The organism is Desulfurispirillum alkaliphilum (genome assembly GCF_055378285.1).
Genome location: NZ_AP042405.1, coordinates 1638685 through 1657776, shown reverse-complemented (window position 1 = coordinate 1657776; position 19092 = coordinate 1638685). Strand labels below are relative to the sequence as shown.

General features: G+C 50.7%; 13 protein-coding genes. All 13 read right to left on the bottom strand.

Annotated elements, in window-relative coordinates:
• Positions 1–366 precede the first annotated feature (366 nt).
• The 13 genes from ACZ46I_RS07450 to ACZ46I_RS07390 all read right to left on the bottom strand — a co-directional run bounded on the left by ACZ46I_RS07450 (position 367) and on the right by ACZ46I_RS07390 (position 19083).
• Positions 367–660 (bottom strand): hypothetical protein, encoded by a 294-nt coding sequence (locus ACZ46I_RS07450; RefSeq protein ID WP_464280403.1) that lies wholly within the window; start codon positions 658–660, stop codon positions 367–369.
• Positions 660–2084 (bottom strand): EndoU domain-containing protein, encoded by a 1425-nt coding sequence (locus ACZ46I_RS07445; RefSeq protein WP_464280402.1) that lies wholly within the window; start codon positions 2082–2084, stop codon positions 660–662. Before ACZ46I_RS07445 ends, ACZ46I_RS07450 begins: the two co-directional genes overlap by 1 nt.
• A 139-nt stretch (positions 2085–2223) precedes the next feature.
• On the bottom strand, positions 2224–2550 hold the full coding sequence (locus ACZ46I_RS07440; protein ID WP_464280401.1) for a hypothetical protein: 327 nt from the start codon (positions 2548–2550) through the stop codon (positions 2224–2226).
• Between the two features lie 198 nt (positions 2551–2748).
• Complete coding sequence (locus tag ACZ46I_RS07435) at positions 2749–3225, bottom strand: hypothetical protein (RefSeq protein WP_464280400.1); 477 nt, start codon at positions 3223–3225, stop codon at positions 2749–2751.
• Between the two features lie 311 nt (positions 3226–3536).
• Complete coding sequence (locus ACZ46I_RS07430) at positions 3537–3974, bottom strand: hypothetical protein (protein WP_464280399.1); 438 nt, start codon at positions 3972–3974, stop codon at positions 3537–3539.
• Between the two features lie 7 nt (positions 3975–3981).
• The gene (locus ACZ46I_RS07425) at positions 3982–4344 is read right to left on the bottom strand and encodes a hypothetical protein (RefSeq protein WP_464280398.1); all 363 of its coding nucleotides are present in this window, start codon (positions 4342–4344) and stop codon (positions 3982–3984) included.
• A protein-coding gene (locus tag ACZ46I_RS07420) for an IS3 family transposase (RefSeq protein WP_464281847.1) occupies positions 4298–5409 on the bottom strand; the annotation gives its coding sequence in 2 pieces (ribosomal slippage) (positions 4298–5148 and positions 5148–5409; 1113 coding nt in all). Before ACZ46I_RS07420 ends, ACZ46I_RS07425 begins: the two co-directional genes overlap by 47 nt.
• Positions 5410–5668: 259 nt before the next feature.
• Positions 5669–5908 carry an Imm27 family immunity protein gene (locus ACZ46I_RS07415; protein ID WP_464280397.1) on the bottom strand — a complete coding sequence of 80 codons (240 nt, stop codon included), beginning with the start codon at positions 5906–5908 and terminating at the stop codon, positions 5669–5671.
• 146 nt (positions 5909–6054) lie between these two features.
• Positions 6055–6528, bottom strand: coding sequence for a hypothetical protein (locus ACZ46I_RS07410; protein WP_464280396.1), 474 nt, complete (start codon positions 6526–6528; stop codon positions 6055–6057).
• Positions 6525–7559: a hypothetical protein gene (locus ACZ46I_RS07405; protein ID WP_464280395.1), complete on the bottom strand. Its 1035-nt coding sequence runs from the start codon at positions 7557–7559 to the stop codon at positions 6525–6527. Before ACZ46I_RS07405 ends, ACZ46I_RS07410 begins: the two co-directional genes overlap by 4 nt.
• Positions 7560–7892: 333 nt before the next feature.
• Positions 7893–8153 (bottom strand): hypothetical protein, encoded by a 261-nt coding sequence (locus tag ACZ46I_RS07400; protein ID WP_464280394.1) that lies wholly within the window; start codon positions 8151–8153, stop codon positions 7893–7895.
• A 321-nt stretch (positions 8154–8474) separates the two neighbouring features.
• Positions 8475–8945 carry a hypothetical protein gene (locus ACZ46I_RS07395; RefSeq protein ID WP_464280393.1) on the bottom strand — a complete coding sequence of 157 codons (471 nt, stop codon included), beginning with the start codon at positions 8943–8945 and terminating at the stop codon, positions 8475–8477.
• 1 nt (position 8946) lies between these two features.
• Complete coding sequence (locus tag ACZ46I_RS07390; protein WP_464280392.1) at positions 8947–19083, bottom strand: two-partner secretion domain-containing protein; 10137 nt, start codon at positions 19081–19083, stop codon at positions 8947–8949.
• Between the last annotated feature and the right edge of the window lie 9 nt (positions 19084–19092).

Sequence of the window (19092 nt, the reverse complement as noted above, 5' to 3'; positions counted from 1 at the left end):
AAAAACAGCATAACTTACACTGCGAAATTTATTCATGGCTATTGCCTCCGGTTACTTTATTAACATACTCGCCTGACCACTGCCCCATGCACTATCTGATCTTATTCTTCCTTCATAATTCTCAGGTATTAAATCTTAACTATTGCTACCATGAGAATTTCCAAATAGCGAATCACGGGCAATTGGAGTCTGGAGTCAGCGGCAATACCCGGCTCTACCACATCAACAAAATGCAGGCGGAGAGCAGAATTCTTTTCATCATAGGCCTTATGCAGTCAGTCATGTATTTCCAAGTTATTGCAGAATATCCTCGTATTTGTCTGTCGCGCATAGGGGAAGTTTGAATTCCACTATACACATGAAACATCAAGCATCTAAGCAAAGTTCACGTAGTGCCGATAAGTCTATTTCATCACCTGAATACTTCATCAGAACAACCAGTTTTTCACATATATCAACTACCAAATATGGAATTTGTTTTTTTTCTTCCAAAACTAGCTCCACGATTAGCTCAAAGGCAAGCCCATACTCTGCAAAACCAATAAAATGGTGAATTAATGTCAATGACTCACCATCTGAAGGGATGTCTTCTATAATACGCAAAAGTTCACAAAGTAGCGACTCTACAGAGTCATAATCGTGAACAAAAGAATTATTCATTAAGGATTCCTTAGTAAATTTGTTGGATAGCCAGTAACAATATTACCATCGCTCCCCACAATAACGCGTACCTCAATACCGTCTCTTACGCCCTCCACAATAGCTCTACCATTTGCAAGATTCGTGTGTCGAGAATTAGGATCAGTAGCAATATCTGCAATTACATGTATCACTTTGTCATCAGACCAATCCGAAGGAAATTCACTTTTTCCCGGAACATTTCGGCCTGCTCTATGCCCACCTCCTCTATCATCACCATCCAAAATATGTATTCTACCCTGCGGAGTTGTTAAATCAACAAAATCACCTTCCCCACCCTCCGCCAACACATTCCCCAGCCCCTGGGAGTCAGGAATGGGGGTCGTAACGCTCCCCAAACCCTCATCATTGACGACATACCCAGGCGTACCGGATACATCTTCAGCGTTCGTTGCAGGTTTTCCGCCAAGGCCAAGGCGAAGAGATTCGTAAACATCCGCCATGAGCAGGATGGTGCTCCAGGTTTCCTGGGGGCTCAAACCTTCACCAAATCCAGGAACCTGCATCTGTCCCAACTCATCCTCTGGCAGCAGCAATACCATCGCCTCGACGGCAACTGCGCCGCCAACCATAATCACGGCTTTCACGCAGGCTGGCGAGCTCAGGCACATTTTGGCAGCTACAGGTCCACCGGCAGGCATCATAAACTGCACCGCATTATTGCTGGCTTCGTTGTAACCCGCCACGGCGCCTTCACCGTCACCCAGCAGCGCTCCCGCGCCAAGGGCAGTAAGTTCAGTCAGCGCGGCGGCAGCTTCGGCGGGCAAGCCCTGCTTAATGAAGAATGCTTGCACGTGAGGAGCACTCACGCTGGAAAAGCCTGCACCCAGGGCACCATCCAGGCCACCAGTGGCACCACCAACCAGCATGTGACCAGCGGCGCGGCAGCTCCCGTCGGGCGCCCAGCAGGTTGCGCTCTGCTCATCACCATGAGTGACCGCATCCAGAAACTGCTGGTTCGCGTAGTCGCCCCAGGCGGTGGATGCCTGCTGACCAAATTGGGCGGTAATTGCGGCGTGGGCGTCCAGTTCCTTCTGAACTTTACTGGCATCAAAGGTGTTTGCCAGCCCGCTGCCTGCATCGCCGCTGCGAACTTCCGCATTACCTGCCACTCCACTGATGCCGGCCTGGCTGGTGGATTGCTGGCTGGCGCTCTCACTGCCATAGCCGGCGCCGCCGGTGCCCACGCTGATGGATTTGGCTGAGTACTGCATGTGGTTCTGGATATCTGAGGTGTGCAGTTCTCCGCCGGTTTCAAACTGGTTCACTCCACTTTCCACGGCTTCCTGGGTACTGCTGATCACCCCGCCGATCAGACTGGTGTCACCCACCACATTGATCTGGAAGCCGCCGTCGCCAGCCTGGATGCCGCTTTGTTCGTTCACGCTGGCATAGCTGGCGTCGATGTTGCCCTGGCCGTAGTTGGCGCTGACGCCACTTACACAAAATTATTGACAGACCCCTTGGCAGGCCAACAGAAACAACCTGCGGGCAAAGATAAACTGGCAATTCAGAACCGAAGCTTCAATATCCAATCCAAGCATTCGCATGATGCAATGTTTTTTTTCCAAACATCCTCACCATAGATTCCCAAGATTCCCTATTACTATATTCTTTATTATTGAGTTTTTCAGATATTATTGCTTCAATCAACCCGGTTGCAACTGCAGTTTCTAAATCATCATCTCCACTGTTCATAGCCTTCTCAATTTCTTCAAAAATATATTTTTTGACATCTATGCTCATTGAAATATAATCCTTAGCAATCCTATAACCTAAAGACGAAAAGAGTGTTGTCAATGGCGGACTATCTGGTAGCCAGTAAAGTATACAGTTCTGTTTTTCTAGCATTAGGCCTTCCGATATTGAAGTAATGTTATTTACAAATTCATTACATTGCTTATTCATCTCTTAAGCCCAATGCATTTCGCATGTCTTTTATCAAATTCTCTGCTGCTGCCCTATCATTAGGAGAAGCAGTTTGATTCCCTTTTAACCACTTACTTAGTTCGGCAATTTCGCTAACTGCTTTGTAGAAAGTTAGCATATCTATAATTTCTTAAGAATAGCATAGGCAACATCCTCTATATTTGAAGAACAATTATCTCTAAAGTAAAAAACATATTTTTCTGTTTCAATTTTCCTACTAACAAAAGCCCCATCCTGCATTCGATAAAACGCAGACTCCAGTACATTACAGCACTCACTATCAACCCATTTTTTAATATACCCATACCTAAAATCAAACAAGTTAACTATAAAGCCAGCAGGAGGGCTTGCTTGAGAATTATCATCTTCTTCTATACACATAAAAATAGCTCTTTTAGCAGCTCCATCACTCACTGCCCAAAGAATTGAAACTATATAAAAATCATCTTTATTCTTTAATCCAGAACTCCCAATCCTAGAGAGAATGAAATAAAAAAAATCCTCGTATTTATAGATATTTTTGCCAACGAAATGATCCTTATCGAGGCTTTTCACGATATCATTCAATAAAGAGTATTTTTTCACATTACTACGCACAACACCTCCTATAAGTCATCTCGACCAGCGTGATATTTCTGGACGCACACTATTGTTCTCCAATGCTTCTTTTGCGTTTTCTTTCAACACCCCATCCGGCAAATCATTTACTGCATCAACTATATCAGAAATCCAAGAATTCAATTTTGATACCGGAATGGAAGATGGATAGTTTCCCCTTCGCCTCTATATCTAGAATCTCAAATATAAAATATTCTCGTCTCTGTCTGCCGTATATAAAGGAAAATTACAATAAGACTCCAATCATAAACCGTCCCTTTGACCGGGAAGCTTACACATTTGTAGATCCTTCAAATGGACGTATCGAATGGAAGCATAGCTGATTTAAGCTGATCCCAACGACCGTAAGAAAAGCAAGTTGCAGCTCTCTGAAAATAATCCTCATCATGAAACCCGGTAAGCGTCAAACCAAGATTAAAAAAAACAATAAACCCAAGATACTCACGAACATCCCCATCTAAAGCAATTAGACTTTCTAACGAGTTATCTTCATTGAAAATATCAATATTATTAAAAATCAAATTCGAAGAAGCAAGAAATCCAACCTCTACCAAATCATGGCCATCAGAAGAAAATCGAATAAAAATATCACTATACCTTGCCTCAATCTCATTCCTTCTATTTTTTGTTCTTGATATAGGCATTCCCAAAAGACTTAGTACATCATCTTCCAACATACCAAATCGCAAAGGACCAATTCCAGAATAAGGCTTCAATTCAAAAATCATTTTTCACCTATTTATCAATAAGGCCTTGCTCGCGAGCATAGTTTAACATTTCACGCAATGCTTGGTTATATTTTGTTTGATCCCCCGATACCTCATTAGACGCTCTACGAACATCTCGAATCTCAATAGCCATTGCATCACGCATTCTGCCCTGCTCAATGAGATCACCAATCTCTGCTCGATATTCTGCTCCAGCCAAACCTTGACTTCCATGACTAGAAGTTACCCTGTGATCAGCAGGGTCCATTTGAATTGCAGGTCCTTGTGCTCGTGGAACTGAAGTTACAGAGTCAGCAGGAAGATGGGTGATGTAAGCTTCCCTGTCAAGAGGACAGTTTAAAATTAGAGTCCTGTTTTTTGATTTTTTCAAGGTATTCCACTGGTGTCATGCCATTTAAAGCGTCATGAGGCCGCTCCTCGTTATAGCCAATCATCCACCAGTAGGTCGCTTCACGCACTTCGTTGAGATTACGGAACATGTACAGGTCGAGTAATTCATTACGGTAGGTGCGATTAAACCTCTCAATGTAAGCGTTTTGGGTTGGTTTTCCCGGTTGTGTGTATTGCATCTTCATTCCCATGGCCTGCGCCCAGTTCACAAATTCATGCTGCAAAAATTCGGGGCCATTGTCGGTCCGCAGTACCTGCGGCAGTCCTCGTTCCTGGCGCAGGCGCTCAAAGACCTGGATCAGCCGTTTGCCAGTTATTGAGGTATCAATTTCGATGTGAACCACTTCGCGGTTACAGTCGTCAAGGACATTCAATGTCCGAAAACGCCGTCCAGAGCACAGCGCATCGCTCATGAAATCAGCAGACCAGGTCTGATTTGGCTGTGGCGGAGCAAGCAGTGGCATCTTCACCCGAGCGGGCAGGCGCTTTTTCCCCTTGTTTCGAAAGTTCAGCTTCAGGAGGCGATATACGCGGTAAATGCGCTTATGGTTCCAGGGGTGTTCTCTACGAAGACTCTGGCATACTTTCCAGAACCCCCACTGTTGTTTGCTTTCCAGTACCTTATGAATAGCTTCGATCACAGCATCATCAGAAGGCTTCTCTTTGGGCTTGTAATACCAGGCCGAGCGCGACAGACCGACACACTGACAGCTGCGCTGCACAGAAAGACGGTGTTCGCTGATAAGGTGCTCTACAGCATCACGCTGCGCGCTCGGCCTCAGAGCTTTTTTTCGATCAAGTCACGAAGAGCGTGATTCTCAAGAGCCATATCCGCATACATTCGCTTAAGCTTGGAAAGTTCTCGCTCAAGCTCCTTCATACGACGAAGATCTGACGCCTGCATGCCACCATACTTGGATTTCCAGTTATAGTACGTGGCATCTGATATGCCGTGCTTGCGACATACCTCCTTCACCGGCAAGCCAGCTTCCACTTCCTTGAGAATAGACACTATCTGCGATTCACTGAAACGGGACTTCTTCATCATGAGCCTCCTGGAGAATTCCAGAATACTCTAATTTCTACCTGTCGGGTATAGGGGGAAGCTTACAGTGAGACTCTAATCCATCACCGACTGGCAAACGGGTCTGTGAATGAGCTCCCCCATGGTATATGGAGCCATCTACTCCTGTTGATGGATTATTAGGTTCATCCGGTTAAAGCGTACTTTGAATTATGAAGGAGTTCACAACGTAATAACTGACACTATTATTACCAGTTGACTATTTCAAGGCGACGCCATGTCACTTTGAAATACTGTAGCGCTCACAAGCATCATTCTCAGTTATACGCTGAAGTGCTGGCGGTCCACCACCGTGCATATGGCTTCGAGGATAAATCAATTCCCAATAACTTCCATCATCAGGATCCCTATACAAAGTAGACCAATTCTTTCCATCCACTGCAACCTGCTCGAAGAAAAAATCGATTAACCACTGTATATGCTCGCCTACTGTGTCTTGAACCATAACGCCATCTTTCATTACCCAGCTTCCAACTAGGCAGCACTCATCTTAATTTGGTTTTTGATTCATTGCACGATCTTCGTGTTGGAGTCGAGAGGGATTAAACTATTGGGTGTCAGCATTAGCTGAAATAGAAAATAGCAACTCCATTATTTCTTTTCATCTCAGAAAGGGACAGCTGGCCCACGATACGATTGCAATCCTATAGGTTGACTACCAGCTTGATAATAAGTAGACTTAAGCTTTCTCATTAAGTTCTGATCCTTAGCCCAAACTGCCCACTCAGTACTGTCGAATGCCTCAATGATTATCTCACTATCAATAAAACTTTCCTTCATCAATTTATCACCAATAATTTTTGGGTCTGTTTTCCCAGCCACAATCAAACAATCAATAGTTTGCTCTAGTGAACAAGCAAATATTTGAATCTCTGACCATGTCATACTATACCCATCGGGTTTTGCTTCAACTAAAGCTTCAAATTCTTCCATTCGCAAATTTTCAGGAGCAGTTCCTATACCCTCAAAAAATATTATTTTCCATATATAATCGTTTTCTGGAATCATGCGCAGGAAGTCATTTAGTTGCACTAACGTACCATTATCTCTAAAGGATGGAAACGTGTAAAAACTCATCATGGTAACTCCAGAGGTTTAGGCTTACGACTACGCTGGAGTGTCCCACCAGTTGGGTTGGGCACATAGTCATGCTGATGAGGATTCACATGCTTTTGTGGCCTTCCATGATCTGTAAAGTCAATATCTCGTTTTGGCACTAGATTCCCATTCGTATCATAATTCCATTCACGTGCTTGTAAATAATCACCTTTTCTCCCTTCTTTGGTTCCTAATTGAGTATGCGGTAACTCAACATCAGGTATTGCTTTTCCATGTTCGTCTCTTGGCAAGGGACGATCTGGCAAAAATCTGTTTTCCCCACCCTCCGCCAACACATTCCCCAGCCCCTGGGAGTCAGGAATGGGGGTCGTAACGCTCCCCAAACCCTCATCATTGACGACATACCCAGGCGTACCGGATACATCTTCAGCGTTCGTTGCAGGTTTTCCGCCAAGGCCAAGGCGAAGAGATTCGTAAACATCCGCCATGAGCAGGATGGTGCTCCAGGTTTCCTGGGGGCTCAAACCTTCACCAAATCCAGGAACCTGCATCTGTCCCAACTCATCCTCTGGCAGCAGCAATACCATCGCCTCGACGGCAACTGCGCCGCCCCTGACATCATTCAGGATGGTGTCAGCCAGGGAGAGACTCGTGGTTTGCTGGGCGTCGTAGAAGGTGATGTCACTCAGATCGAGGCCGAATCTGGCCTGGGCCAGGTGCCCCAGGTCTTGCATGGCCTGAGCGTAAAGCTCTGGATCGCCACTGGTCAGGCCTTCCAGGATGTGATGGTTCTCCGGGTTGCGCAGCAGGTCGTTCTTGAGCTGGGTGCCTTTGGCAGTCTGGTCAAGGGCTTCGGCAAAGTTCAGGAACCCCAAGTTCTCGTCATGGTAGATGGTATAATGCTGCTGGATGCCGGCGTTGGCGTTTTGAGCAAGCGAATCACGAACGAGCTGAACCCTGGAAACAGCGGAAAACCCAGGCTCTGCCCACAGCAACAGGATGCAGGCAATGAACAGGACTTGCTTGATTACGGAATTTATGCGCTTAGTCATGTATTTCCATATTATTGCAGAATACCCTCGTTTCTATCTGTCGCGTATACGAAGGAGTTACATTCACCTTCTACAATAGCAGAAGGTTTCATCAGTCTCTTGACTACAGAACACCAGACAAAATGTACATGTCAGTATTTAGAATAAAAGAGGAAAAGCTTGCGGCATAGGCTGCAATAAGAAAACTTAAACTTCCTTGAAATATGTCTGGACAACTGGGCCCACTTTAATCCTCTGCTGCTGCCCTATCATTAGGAGAAGCAGTTTAATTCCCTTTTAACCACTTACTTGGTTCGGCAATTTCGCTAACTGCTTTGTAGAAAGTTAGCATATCTATAATTTCTTAAGAGTAGCATAGGCAACATCCTCTATATTTGAAGAACAATTATCTCTAAAGTAAAAAACATATTTTTCTGTTTCAATTTTCCTACTAACAAAAACCCCATCCTGCATTCGATAAAACGCAGACTCCAGTACATTACAGCACTCACTATCAACCCATTTTTCAATATACCCATACCTAAAATCAAACAAGTTAACTATAAAGCCAGCAGGAGGGCTTGCTTGAGAATTATCATCTTCTTCTATACACATAGAAATAGCTCTTTTAGCAGCTCCATCACTCACTGCCCAAAGAATTGAAACTATATAAAAATTATCTTTATTCTTTAATCCAGAACTCCCAATCCTAGAGAGAATGAAATAAAAAAATTCTCGTATTTATAGATATTTTTGCCAACGAAATGATCCTTATCGAGGCTTTTCACGATATCATTCAATAAAGAGTATTTTTTCACATTACTACGCACAACACCTCCTATAAGTCATCTCGGCCAGCGTGATATTTCTGGACGCACACTATTGCTCTCCAATGCTTCTTTTGCTTTTTCTTTCAACGCCCCATTCGTGCAAATCTCACAATAACAAACAACGCAAATATTCGCTTGAATGTATTGAAAGAATAGCCTCTTCTCGATACCCCTCAATATCATTACTCAGCCATGACTGCCCTTCTCTCACTAAGTGGATTTTCACTACAGAACCAAATCTATTTTTTGATATTACAGCGTTTAATACCTCATCTCTCCCTAATTTATTCCAATAATTAAAACATTTCTCGACAAATAAAAAAGCATATACAAGATAATCACCATTCACATAGTCATCAATATGTATGGAATTAACAAAACATTCATACCCAGTATGGTCATGGCACCTTTTTAAAGTAACATTTCCCGACTTTTTTTTTAGTGAAGCGAGAAAAAAACAACCCTCTTCTTCTAAAAATCCATGGCTCAATATATTCGCGAGTCTTTTTGGCATTGACCTACCATTTAGATTAATTGCAATAATCTCATCTCTCATCTTATTGTTCATTAAAACCATTTCACTCTCCAAGATATTTATGTAGCCCTTTTTCAATTGCACGCACAAAATCGGGGTTATGCAACAATTTATTCACTGATCGCGGCGCATCAGGAAAAGAATTTGTCACATGGTCATACATATATTTATTTCCTTTATTATCTTGATAATGAATCTGACCTGGACGTTGACCCGGGTTTGGATTTTCAACATCTATCCTTTCCTTCCCATTCCCATGCCAAAGCGTAATACTACCACCTATTTGAGTGCCATGCTGTCCAAGCATTCCAGAACCGCTTTCTTGGCGGTTTTCACTATACACATTCCCCAACCCCTGATCCCCGGCAAGAGGGGAAGAGAGATCGCCAAGGCTTGCATCCTGCACACCATATCCAGGCGTACCGGATACATCTTCAGCGTTCGTTGCAGGTTTTCCGCCAAGGCCAAGGCGAAGAGATTCGTAAACATCCGCCATGAGCAGGATGGTGCTCCAGGTTTCCTGCGGGCTCAAACCTTCACCAAATCCAGGAACCTGCATCTGTCCCAACTCATCCTCTGGCAGCAGCAATACCATCGCCTCGACGGCAACTGCGCCTCCAACCATAATCACGGCTTTCACGCAGGCTGGCGAGCTCAGGCACATTTTGGCAGCTACAGGTCCACCGGCAGGCATCATAAACTGCACCGCATTATTGCTGGCTTCGTTGTAACCCGCCACGGCGCCTTCACCGTCACCCAGCAGCGCTCCCGCGCCAAGGGCAGTAAGTTCAGTCAGCGCGGCGGCAGCTTCGGCGGGCAAGCCCTGCTTAATGAAGAATGCTTGCACGTGAGGAGCACTCACGCTGGAAAAGCCTGCACCCAGGGCACCATCCAGGCCACCAGTGGCACCACCAACCAGCATGTGACCAGCGGCGCGGCAGCTCCCGTCGGGCGCCCAGCAGGTTGCGCTCTGCTCATCACCATGAGTGACCGCATCCAGAAACTGCTGGTTCGCGTAGTCGCCCCAGGCGGTGGATGCCTGCTGACCAAATTGGGCGGTAATTGCGGCGTGGGCGTCCAGTTCCTTCTGAACTTTACTGGCATCAAAGGTGTTTGCCAGCCCGCTGCCTGCATCGCCGCTGCGAACTTCCGCATTACCTGCCACTCCACTGATGCCGGCCTGGCTGGTGGATTGCTGGCTGGCGCTCTCACTGCCATAGCCGGCGCCGCCGGTGCCCACGCTGATGGATTTGGCTGAGTACTGCATGTGGTTCTGGATATCTGAGGTGTGCAGTTCTCCGCCGGTTTCAAACTGGTTCACTCCACTTTCCACGGCTTCCTGGGTACTGCCGATCACCCCGCCGATCAGACTGGTGTCACCCACCACATTGATCTGGAAGCCGCCGTCGCCAGCCTGGATGCCGCTTTGTTCGTTCACGCTGGCATAGCTGGCGTCGATGTTGCCCTGGCCGTAGTTGGCGCTGACGCCACCTGCGGGACCGAAGGTGACAGAACCGCCAGCGCTCTGGCTTTTGCTGTCGTAGCGGCTCGTATCCTGCAAGCTTTCGATGGTGAGTACACCGCCGATGTCAGCCAATACCTGGTTGGCGCTGGCAACGCCGCCGACCAGGTTAGTGTCGCCACCGGAATGGATATGTAGCTGGTTGCCGGCACTGACATGGCTGTTGCTGTAGTACTGGTCTTCGCCATCAGTATTGCCACGGGCGGCACTGGCGCTGACGGTGATACCGCCCCGGAAGCCGTCACTGCCAAGGCTGATGCCTATGCCTATGCTGGCGCTGCTGCTTTTGCTGTCGCTTTCCTGACTGGCGTGGTTCGCGGCGGCCAGCAGGTCAATGGCGTTATCGGCAAAGAGCAGGGTATTATTGCCGGCCTGGATGTGGCTGCCCTGAATCAGCAGGTTGCTGTCCTCACCGGCTCCGCTGGCGATCAGGCTGATGTCGCCGCCCGAGGTGAGGCTGGAGCCTTTGGCTGTGTCGCTGGTCCGGGTCATGCTGCTGTTGCTGCGACTGCTGCCTACACTCAGGCTCAAGCTGATGGCGTTGCCCACGTCACCGGATGCCAGGGCCTGGCCGGCTTCGGACAGCTTGTCGGCGTTGTTGTGCAGGTTCAGGGCAACAGCGCCGGCGGCCAGGGCCTGCATACGGTCGCTGCTGGTGTTCTGGCTGGCCTGATACATCTGCTGACCGGTTTGTGCGGCATCAATGATCGGACTGCTCAGGGCCAGGGTCAGCCCGCTTTGTTTGAAACGGGTTTCCTGGGTGGTTTCACTGGTTTCCCGTGCTTCGCTGATGGCAATACTCTGGGCCAGAACACTGATATCGCCATCCAATGCAATCAGGTCACTACCCACCTGGATGTATTGTCCGCCGGCCTGAATATTGATGTCTCCATTGAGGCTGCCGATGGTGTTGCCAGCGGCGCTGGTATGTTGGCTGGTTTGTGCCTGGGTCAGCGCCTGGCTCCCAAGGGTGAGGCTCAGGCCACCGCTCAACAGGCCACTGCGTTTTTCTCCTCGCAGATTACTGGTGCTGTAGGTATTTTCTCCGGCCAGCAGCGAGACATCGCCTTCGAGAGCAGCCAAGGTGACGTTGTGGTCCGCGACCAGGCTACTGGCGGTAATGGTCAGATCCTGCCCGGCGATCAGGGTGATATTGGCTGCATCCAGGCTGCTGCCGATAGCGCTGGTACTCTCAAAGGCATTCAGGCTGGAACGGGTTCTGTTTTGCACTGTTCCACTGTGAGTATGCTGGCGAGCTTCTTCATAGCTCTGAGAATATTGGCCTGCACTTATGTAAATGTCACCTCCGGCAATACCTGTCAGATCGCCCTGCGCAGTGTTCACGCTGGCGGCTTGCAGGCTGATGTCCTGGCCAGCATGCAACAGGATATCACCCTGTGTTGATATCTGGGTGCCAATATCCTGGAGACTGGATTGCTGCAGACGGTTGTTGCTGTTCAGAATGCTGTTTTCTGCATAGCTCACCTGGAGGGTTTCTAAGTGTATATCCTGACCAGCCTTGAGTTGTGTGATGCTGTCCGAATTGTTGATGAGCTGAGCGGCAACCAGGGTCAGGTCGTTGCCGGCGCTGAGGTTCATGCCACCGGTAGCGTTACTGCCAAGGTACAGCCCGGCGATGCGGTCGATGTCGGTGCGCGAGAAACTGGAGCGGCCAACTTCATTCAGGCCGGAGTACGTGGTGCTTTCGATGATGATGTCGCGGCCGGCGCTCAGGTTCATACTGTTGTCGGCGCGGATCTGCCCGCCAAGGTTGTGGATGTCTTCCAGGGCGCTCAGGCTCAGGTCGTCGCCCTGGATCTGACCGCCGAGGTTCTGAATGGAGCTGGCGTCGATGGTGACGCTGGTGCGACCAGCCAGACTGGCGCTGTTGATCAGGTCGCCTTCTATGTTGAGGTTGACGCTGTGGCCGGCCAGCAGGGCGCCGCTGCCATCCAGGTCGCCTTCGCGCACCAGGGCGTACACCTGGGGTACCAGTACGCTCTGCATGCTGCCATCGCTGAGGGTAACCTGCTGCTCCACCAGCCACACGATGTCGCTGGTCAGCTGCGCCATCTGCGCGGCGCTCAGAGCAACGCCGGGGATCAGCTGGTGTTCCTGGGCGAAGGCGACGCCAGCGTTCATCAGGGCCTGATACTGGGCCTGTTCATTGCTGTGGTTACCCAGGAAGGAGGAGCCGGTCAGCTGGGTTATCTGTTCGCGGATCAGCCGCTGTTCATAGAAACCATCACCAAGCCGTTTCAGGGTCTGGTCCCCGTCGACTTTGAGTTTTTCCAGCATGTAGTCGGAGCCCAGCCAATCCTGGTAGCTGGCAAAGCGAGGGTCGGTTTCGATCAGGTAGCTGGCCGAGGGGTCGGGCTGCTGGCGGTACAGGCTCGCACTGGGTGGTGTGATGTTCGGCGGGGTGGTACGCACCTGCAGCTGGGTGCCAGGGCCGGACAAGCCCTGTATTGCCTGTGGAGCAGGTCGATCAATGCCGGTCAGGTTGATGTCTGTCGGATTTGACTGGAGGGAGTCGTGACCAATTGCTTCCAGATCGGGGCGGCCAGGATCATTGACGTGTACCTGTGACAATCCTTCCCATCCTGGCTGAGCAGCAACTGTGCCCACTGGGGTGATGTCGATGTTCCGGCCGGGCGCAACAAGATTGCCCGGGGTAATGTCCACTGTGGTAATGCCACCTGCCTGATAACCGGTACCGTTGTCATTGGCATTAGCCTGCTGCCTGGTCACGGGTAAAGTGATAGTCTGGATCTCATCCACGGGGTTGTAATCAACCCGTGAACCCCATTTGCGTTCATGATAGCGTTTGACTCCACCCCGCCAGTTGCTCCAGCTATCACGGCTGGTGCCACTTTCGCTGATGATACGCAAGCCCGTGGCATCAAGGTTTTCCAGTCGGCCAAGTTCGCCGGCCAGGGCACCACCGGCAATAATGTGGCTCTTGTCGTTCACCATACTGCCACTACTGATCAGGTGCATGTTGCCACCGGAGAGGATCTGGCCTGGTGCCGAAGATACCACCTGGTCTTCCCATTCGCTGCGGACGACTTCGTACTGGGTCCAGCTGCGGATTTTGTGGCTGGCAAAGCTTTCGTTATAGGTCTCGATCCTGGCGTCCAGTTGCTCGTAACGTTCGTCGGTTTCCATTGCCCAGGTGGCATAGGCGTTGAGATAGTCCTGCAAGTCACTCTGATATGTCTGGAGGTCTGCCGTGTACTGGGCCAGTGCCAGGGTGTAGTCGGCGCAGGCCTGCGCGTTGTAGCCGGCACCTTCCACACAGGCCTGTTGACCGGCAGAGTTGGGTTCAGCTGGCTGAGCTGGCGGTGTGGGCGCGGCGACAGGGGCGGCAATCTGAAAGTATTCCCAGGCAGGGTCATCGTGCGGGTATTCCGAGCCGGGGATCGGCCAGCAGACTTCGGTGGCTTCATCTTCGCCTTCACAGTCCTGTTCACCAACACGGGGGATGGCGGTGGCGCCGAGAATACCGCCATCGTCATCGTAGTTATCTGTTTTATAGCGATATTCCCCGGCCCGGCTCCAGCTCTTCCAGAACAGGTCTTCCAGGGGGATTTTATGAATTGAATTTTTGGGCTGGATAAAGACCATCGGCGTGTCTGACATGGTCTGTACGCGGTCAATGGCAAAATGCTCATTGGTGTTGCGCAGGGTATTGACTGAGATGCGCAGGTTACCGAGGGCTTCGATGGTGGCGCTGGCATTGTGCAGCTGGGTGCTTTCTCCGATGGCATTCAGGGCCGCGTCCAGCGCACCGCCGATATTCATGTGATTGCCGCTGAAGATCAGGGACTGCTCACGGTTGTAAAGGTTCTGTACTCCCAGCTCCAGGCGTTCCCTGGCGGCGATGGTGCCGGCTGTTGTCACGGAACCGTGGGTTTCCTCTCTGTTGGTAAGGCTGTTGGCGGCAATGGCCAGCAGGTTGCCGTAAATTCGTCCAGTACCGATATTCTCAAGGGTACTGGCCTGCAGGTGGGTAGTCTCTCCGTCAATCAGGCCACGGTTGGTCAGGGTCTCCTCAATTTCCAGAGTTGTCTTGTTGCCACTGGCTATTTCACTTTGCTGACTGCTGTTATCAAGTTCCCGAGCCCGGATATGCAGTTGTGAAGCAGCCAGCAATGTCCCATGGTTGGTCAGCTTATCCTGCAGGGTCACAGACAGGTTACCAGCGGTGATCTTCCCATTGGTGTCATTGAGCAGCGTCCTGGCGTTGAGTTCCAGATTACCGAAAGCCTGAATTTCGCCCTGGTTGGTGAGATTTTCCTGTATTTCCAACTGAGCATTGCCATTGGTGGTAATGTCTGCTTCAATTCGGTTGATCAGGGAATGTGTATGCAGGTACAGGGTGTTGAGCGCCTGTAGTGATCCCCGGTTATCCAGGGTTTGCTGGATGTTCAGGGTGGCAGAACCACCACTGGCGATTTCCGCGTTTGCTGCATTATTCAGCGTTCTGGCCTGTAACTGCAGGCTATTGGCTGCCAGTATCTGGCCAGAATTCTGCAGTCCCTGGCTGATCGTCACGGTTGCGCTGTCACCACTGGTTATTTCCGCTCCTGTGGTATTGATTAATGTTCCAGCCTGCAGTTGCAGGTTACTGGTAGTCAGCAGCTGGCCAGAATTCTGCAGTCCCTGGCTGATGGCAAGCGCGACCTGGCCACCACCGACAAGCAGGGCGCTGGACTGGTTATCCAGTGCTTCAGCGGTGAGGTGCAGTTCTTCCTCGGCCAGGATCTGCCCTTGATTCACCACGCCATTGTGAATACTCAACTGGGCTCTGCCTCCACTGGCTATTTCTCCACTGGCAGTGTTCTCCAGCGCTCTGGCCTGTATCAGCAGATCACCAGACGCCAGCAGCTGACCGAGGTTATCCAATCCATGCTGGATGATAAATGTGGCTTCGCTACCACTGGCAAGGGTCGCACTGGTGGCATTGCTCAGTGAATGGGTTTCCAGTTGCAGATCGCCTGAAGCAAGGATCTGTCCCTGATTCGTCAGGGTCTGGCTCAGTTGGATACTGGTGGTGCCGCCAGTGGTAAGAGTTGCGGCTGCACCCAGGTTGTTCAACTCCTGGGTTTCCAGCTGCAGATTTCCCACCACCTGGATCTTTCCTCGGTTGGTCAGGCTGTCCTGTAGGGTCAACCGGGTTTCTCCACCGCTGGCCAGTAAAGCGGTGGCCGCATTGTCAAATATCCGGGCTTCGAGTTGCAGGTCATCTGCGCTCAGAAGTTGGCCCTGATTTGCCAGTTCCTGCTGGATCGTCAGGGTCAGAGTACTGCCGCTAAGAATTTGGGCATCTGCTGTGTTTTCAAGTATTCGGGCATCCAGAAGCAGTTCACCTGCAGACTGAATCTGCCCCTGGTTCATCAGGGTCTGACCCAGCTGCATGCTGGTGATACCACTGCTGGTAAGAGTTGCGGCTGCACCCAGGTTAGACAGCGTCTGGGTATCCAGTTGCAGGTCACCCACTGCCTGAACCTGACCCCGATTGGTCAGGCTGTCCTGCAGGGTCAGCCGGATATCTCCACTGCTTATCAGCAAAGCAGTGGCTGTGTTGTCAAATGTCCGGGCATCGAGCTGTACGCCATCTAGAGCCTGAATCTGCCCATGATTGAGCAACTGTTCTCCAACATTCAACTGCACATTGCTGCCGCCCGCCAACAAAGCAGACACTGCGTTATCAAACGTTCTGGCATCTACCTGCATGCGATTGGCCGCCAGTATCTGGCCCTGATTCAACAGTCTTTGCTGCAAACGAATGTCTGCAGTATCACCGGCAACGATGGCAGCATCAGCACCCTGATTATCCAGAGATTGAGCATCCAGTCGCAGCTTACCTGCTGCCTGTATCTGCCCTTGGTTAGACAGGTGCTCCTGAATGTTCACCTGCACTTCACTCCCACTGATCAACAGGGCGGAAGCGGCATTTTCAAATGTCTGGACATCCAGGTGCACATCCCCCACTGCGTGAATCCGACCCTGGTTGGTCAGCCTGTCCTGCAGGCGAATATCTAGGGTTGAGCCGCTACTGATGGTGGCATCTTCACCAAGATTGTCCACGGAGGAAGCGTCCAGCTTCAGACTGCCCGCCGTCTGAAGCTGCCCCTGATTGAGGAGATGCGCCGTGGTATACAGCTGCAGGTTGCTCCCACTTATGATAGCTGCATCAGCACCACGGTTTTCCAGGGATTCACCCTGAAACTGCAGGTCTTCCACTGACTGGATCTGTCCGTAGTTGATCAGTTGTCCATGAACATTCAGATGCAGGGCATCGCCACTGAGTATTGAGGCAGTATTTGCCGTATTCTCGAGGTTTTTGGCTTCCAGGAGCATCGTGCCGGCAGCCAGGATATGGCCCTGGTTGACAAGGTCGCCCTGGCTGGTCAAGGTCGCCTGATCTCCAGCCTGCAGGAGGCCCTGTTGGTTCCTGAACTCCTGGGCCTGCACGACAAGTGTCTGGCCGGCGGTGAGTGTGGCCTGCTGCAGGGTGATCTGTCCGGTGGCATTCAGTTCCAGGTTTTCGGCATGAAGCTGCCCCGGACCCAGCTGTATATCAGTGGCGCTGATATACAGGGCATCCGGAGCCAGTAATTGCCCCTGGTGAGTCAGTCCTTCCTGGATACGAAGTTCCAGGCTTCCGCTTTCTGCAAGAAGGCCATCGGCCAGTAAACCGGCTACCATGGTACTGCCGGTGCTTCCAAGAAGCTCCTGTGCCGACAAGGCGATGTCCTGCCGGGCGGCAATCAGGCCAGAGTTCGTTGCCAGGCTAGTAACGTCAAGCTGGAGGTTCCCCTCAGATGTATAAAGATTGCCGCTGTTGTCCAGTTTTCCGACCTGAATACGGAGATCTTCTCTGGACTGGAGTTGCCCGCTGTTGTCGAACAGGCCGTCGACCTGGATGACAGCGCCTGCAGCCGTTGACTGGATAAGGCCGGTGTGGTTGATGAGCTCACCAGCACGGAGACTCAGTCCATGGTTGGCGGTAAGCTGGCCAGCCGAGTTATTAAGACGCTGCTGCGTGTGAAAGCTGGCCAGCTGAGTGGCAATGATCTGTCCATCGGTGTTGTTTAAGCTGTCAGCCTGGATGGTCAGCACATCGCTGTTGGTGGCCAGATAACCACTGATATTGGTCAGCTCCCCTGCCAGATCCAACTCCAGGTTTCTCTTACCGGTCTGGATTATGCTGCCTTCGGTGTTATCAAGGCTGTACGCCTGGATCAGTAATTCAGGGGCAATGATGTCAGCCTGATTGGTGTGGAACGTTTTCTGCGCCTGCACCTGCAGGTGCTCACTGGCTGTCAGTTGGGCGCGGGTAAAGCGGGCATCGCCAGTCAGGGCAGTGGCGGTAATCTGCTGGGCGCTGGTCTGGCTGTCTGTAAGGTTAAGGCTACCTGCCCGCAGGGTAATATTGCCGGTGGCAAGATTCTGCCCGGCAACATTAATGGATTGAGTAGCCTCGAGGCTGAGGTGACGCGGAGGGGATGCGCTGTCTAACTGACCTGAGCCAAGCAGGCCAGCAACCAGGGTTGAGTCGTCATCGCCCTGAATGCGACTGCTGCTTCCGCTTGCCTGCAACGCCACATAGCCCATGGCCGCAATCATACCACCATGGGCATTGTGGATATCTCCCCGAGTGCTCAGCTGCGTATTGCCTTCGGCGTAGAGGGTTCCACCATCATTGGTGATGCCGTCACGGGTGTCGATAACCACATGACCGGAAGTCGCTTCATGGGTCGCAGCCAGAAGGGTGCCACTGTTGAGCAGCTGACCTTCGGAGGTCAGGGTAATCTGGCCAGCACTGGCACCGATATGCCCGGCATTGCGTACGCCCAGGCCCGCCTCAGTGCCCACCAGGGTAATTTTACCGGCATACATGCCCCCAAGGTGAGCCACGTCCAGCGCAAAGCTGCCTGCAGGCTGTCCCGCTCCAGATGGCCGAACCTGGAGAACTTTACCCGTAGCGTGCGCAACATCATTGGTACCCGTCACTACCTGGAGATTCCTGGCCCAGACCCCCGCATTCAGTTCAATAGCACGGGCCAGCAGGTGGGTGTAATCAGATTGGCTGGTATCAAGACCTTTCCCGATGATACGGATCGTACCACCATGAACACGGTAATATTCCAGGTTGCCACCCTGCAGCACGGGTGTACCGGTTGTTAAAGTGGCCTGACTGGCGTTAATAAAGCCACCACCATCAACCTGAATACCGGCGGGATTGGCAATAATGACTTCTGCGTTGCGCCCTGCTACTTCAACATAACCTCTGAGATAACTGGGGTTGTTGCTGCTGACTTCATTCAATATGACTCGAGCTTCGCCTTGATTTAACCAGGGGTTACCTTGAACCCAGCCACCCAGCTGGCTCTGTACTGCCGTACGACTGTTATTAAGGATAACCCCTTGTTGCTGGACATCAAACTGGCGGTAGGTATTGCGGCTGACACCACCGGCACCGGGGGTCTGGATATTGATGAGAGGAGTGCCATTGGGGGCCTGGAGAATGGTGGGTTGCTGATTTCCAGGGGCAGCAGGATCTGCTATTACCTGCGCTTCGGCGACCAGAGTATAACTCAGCAGTAAGCTACTTATAGCGGCAAAAAGTCGGACACTCCAGTGATTCATATGGTTCTG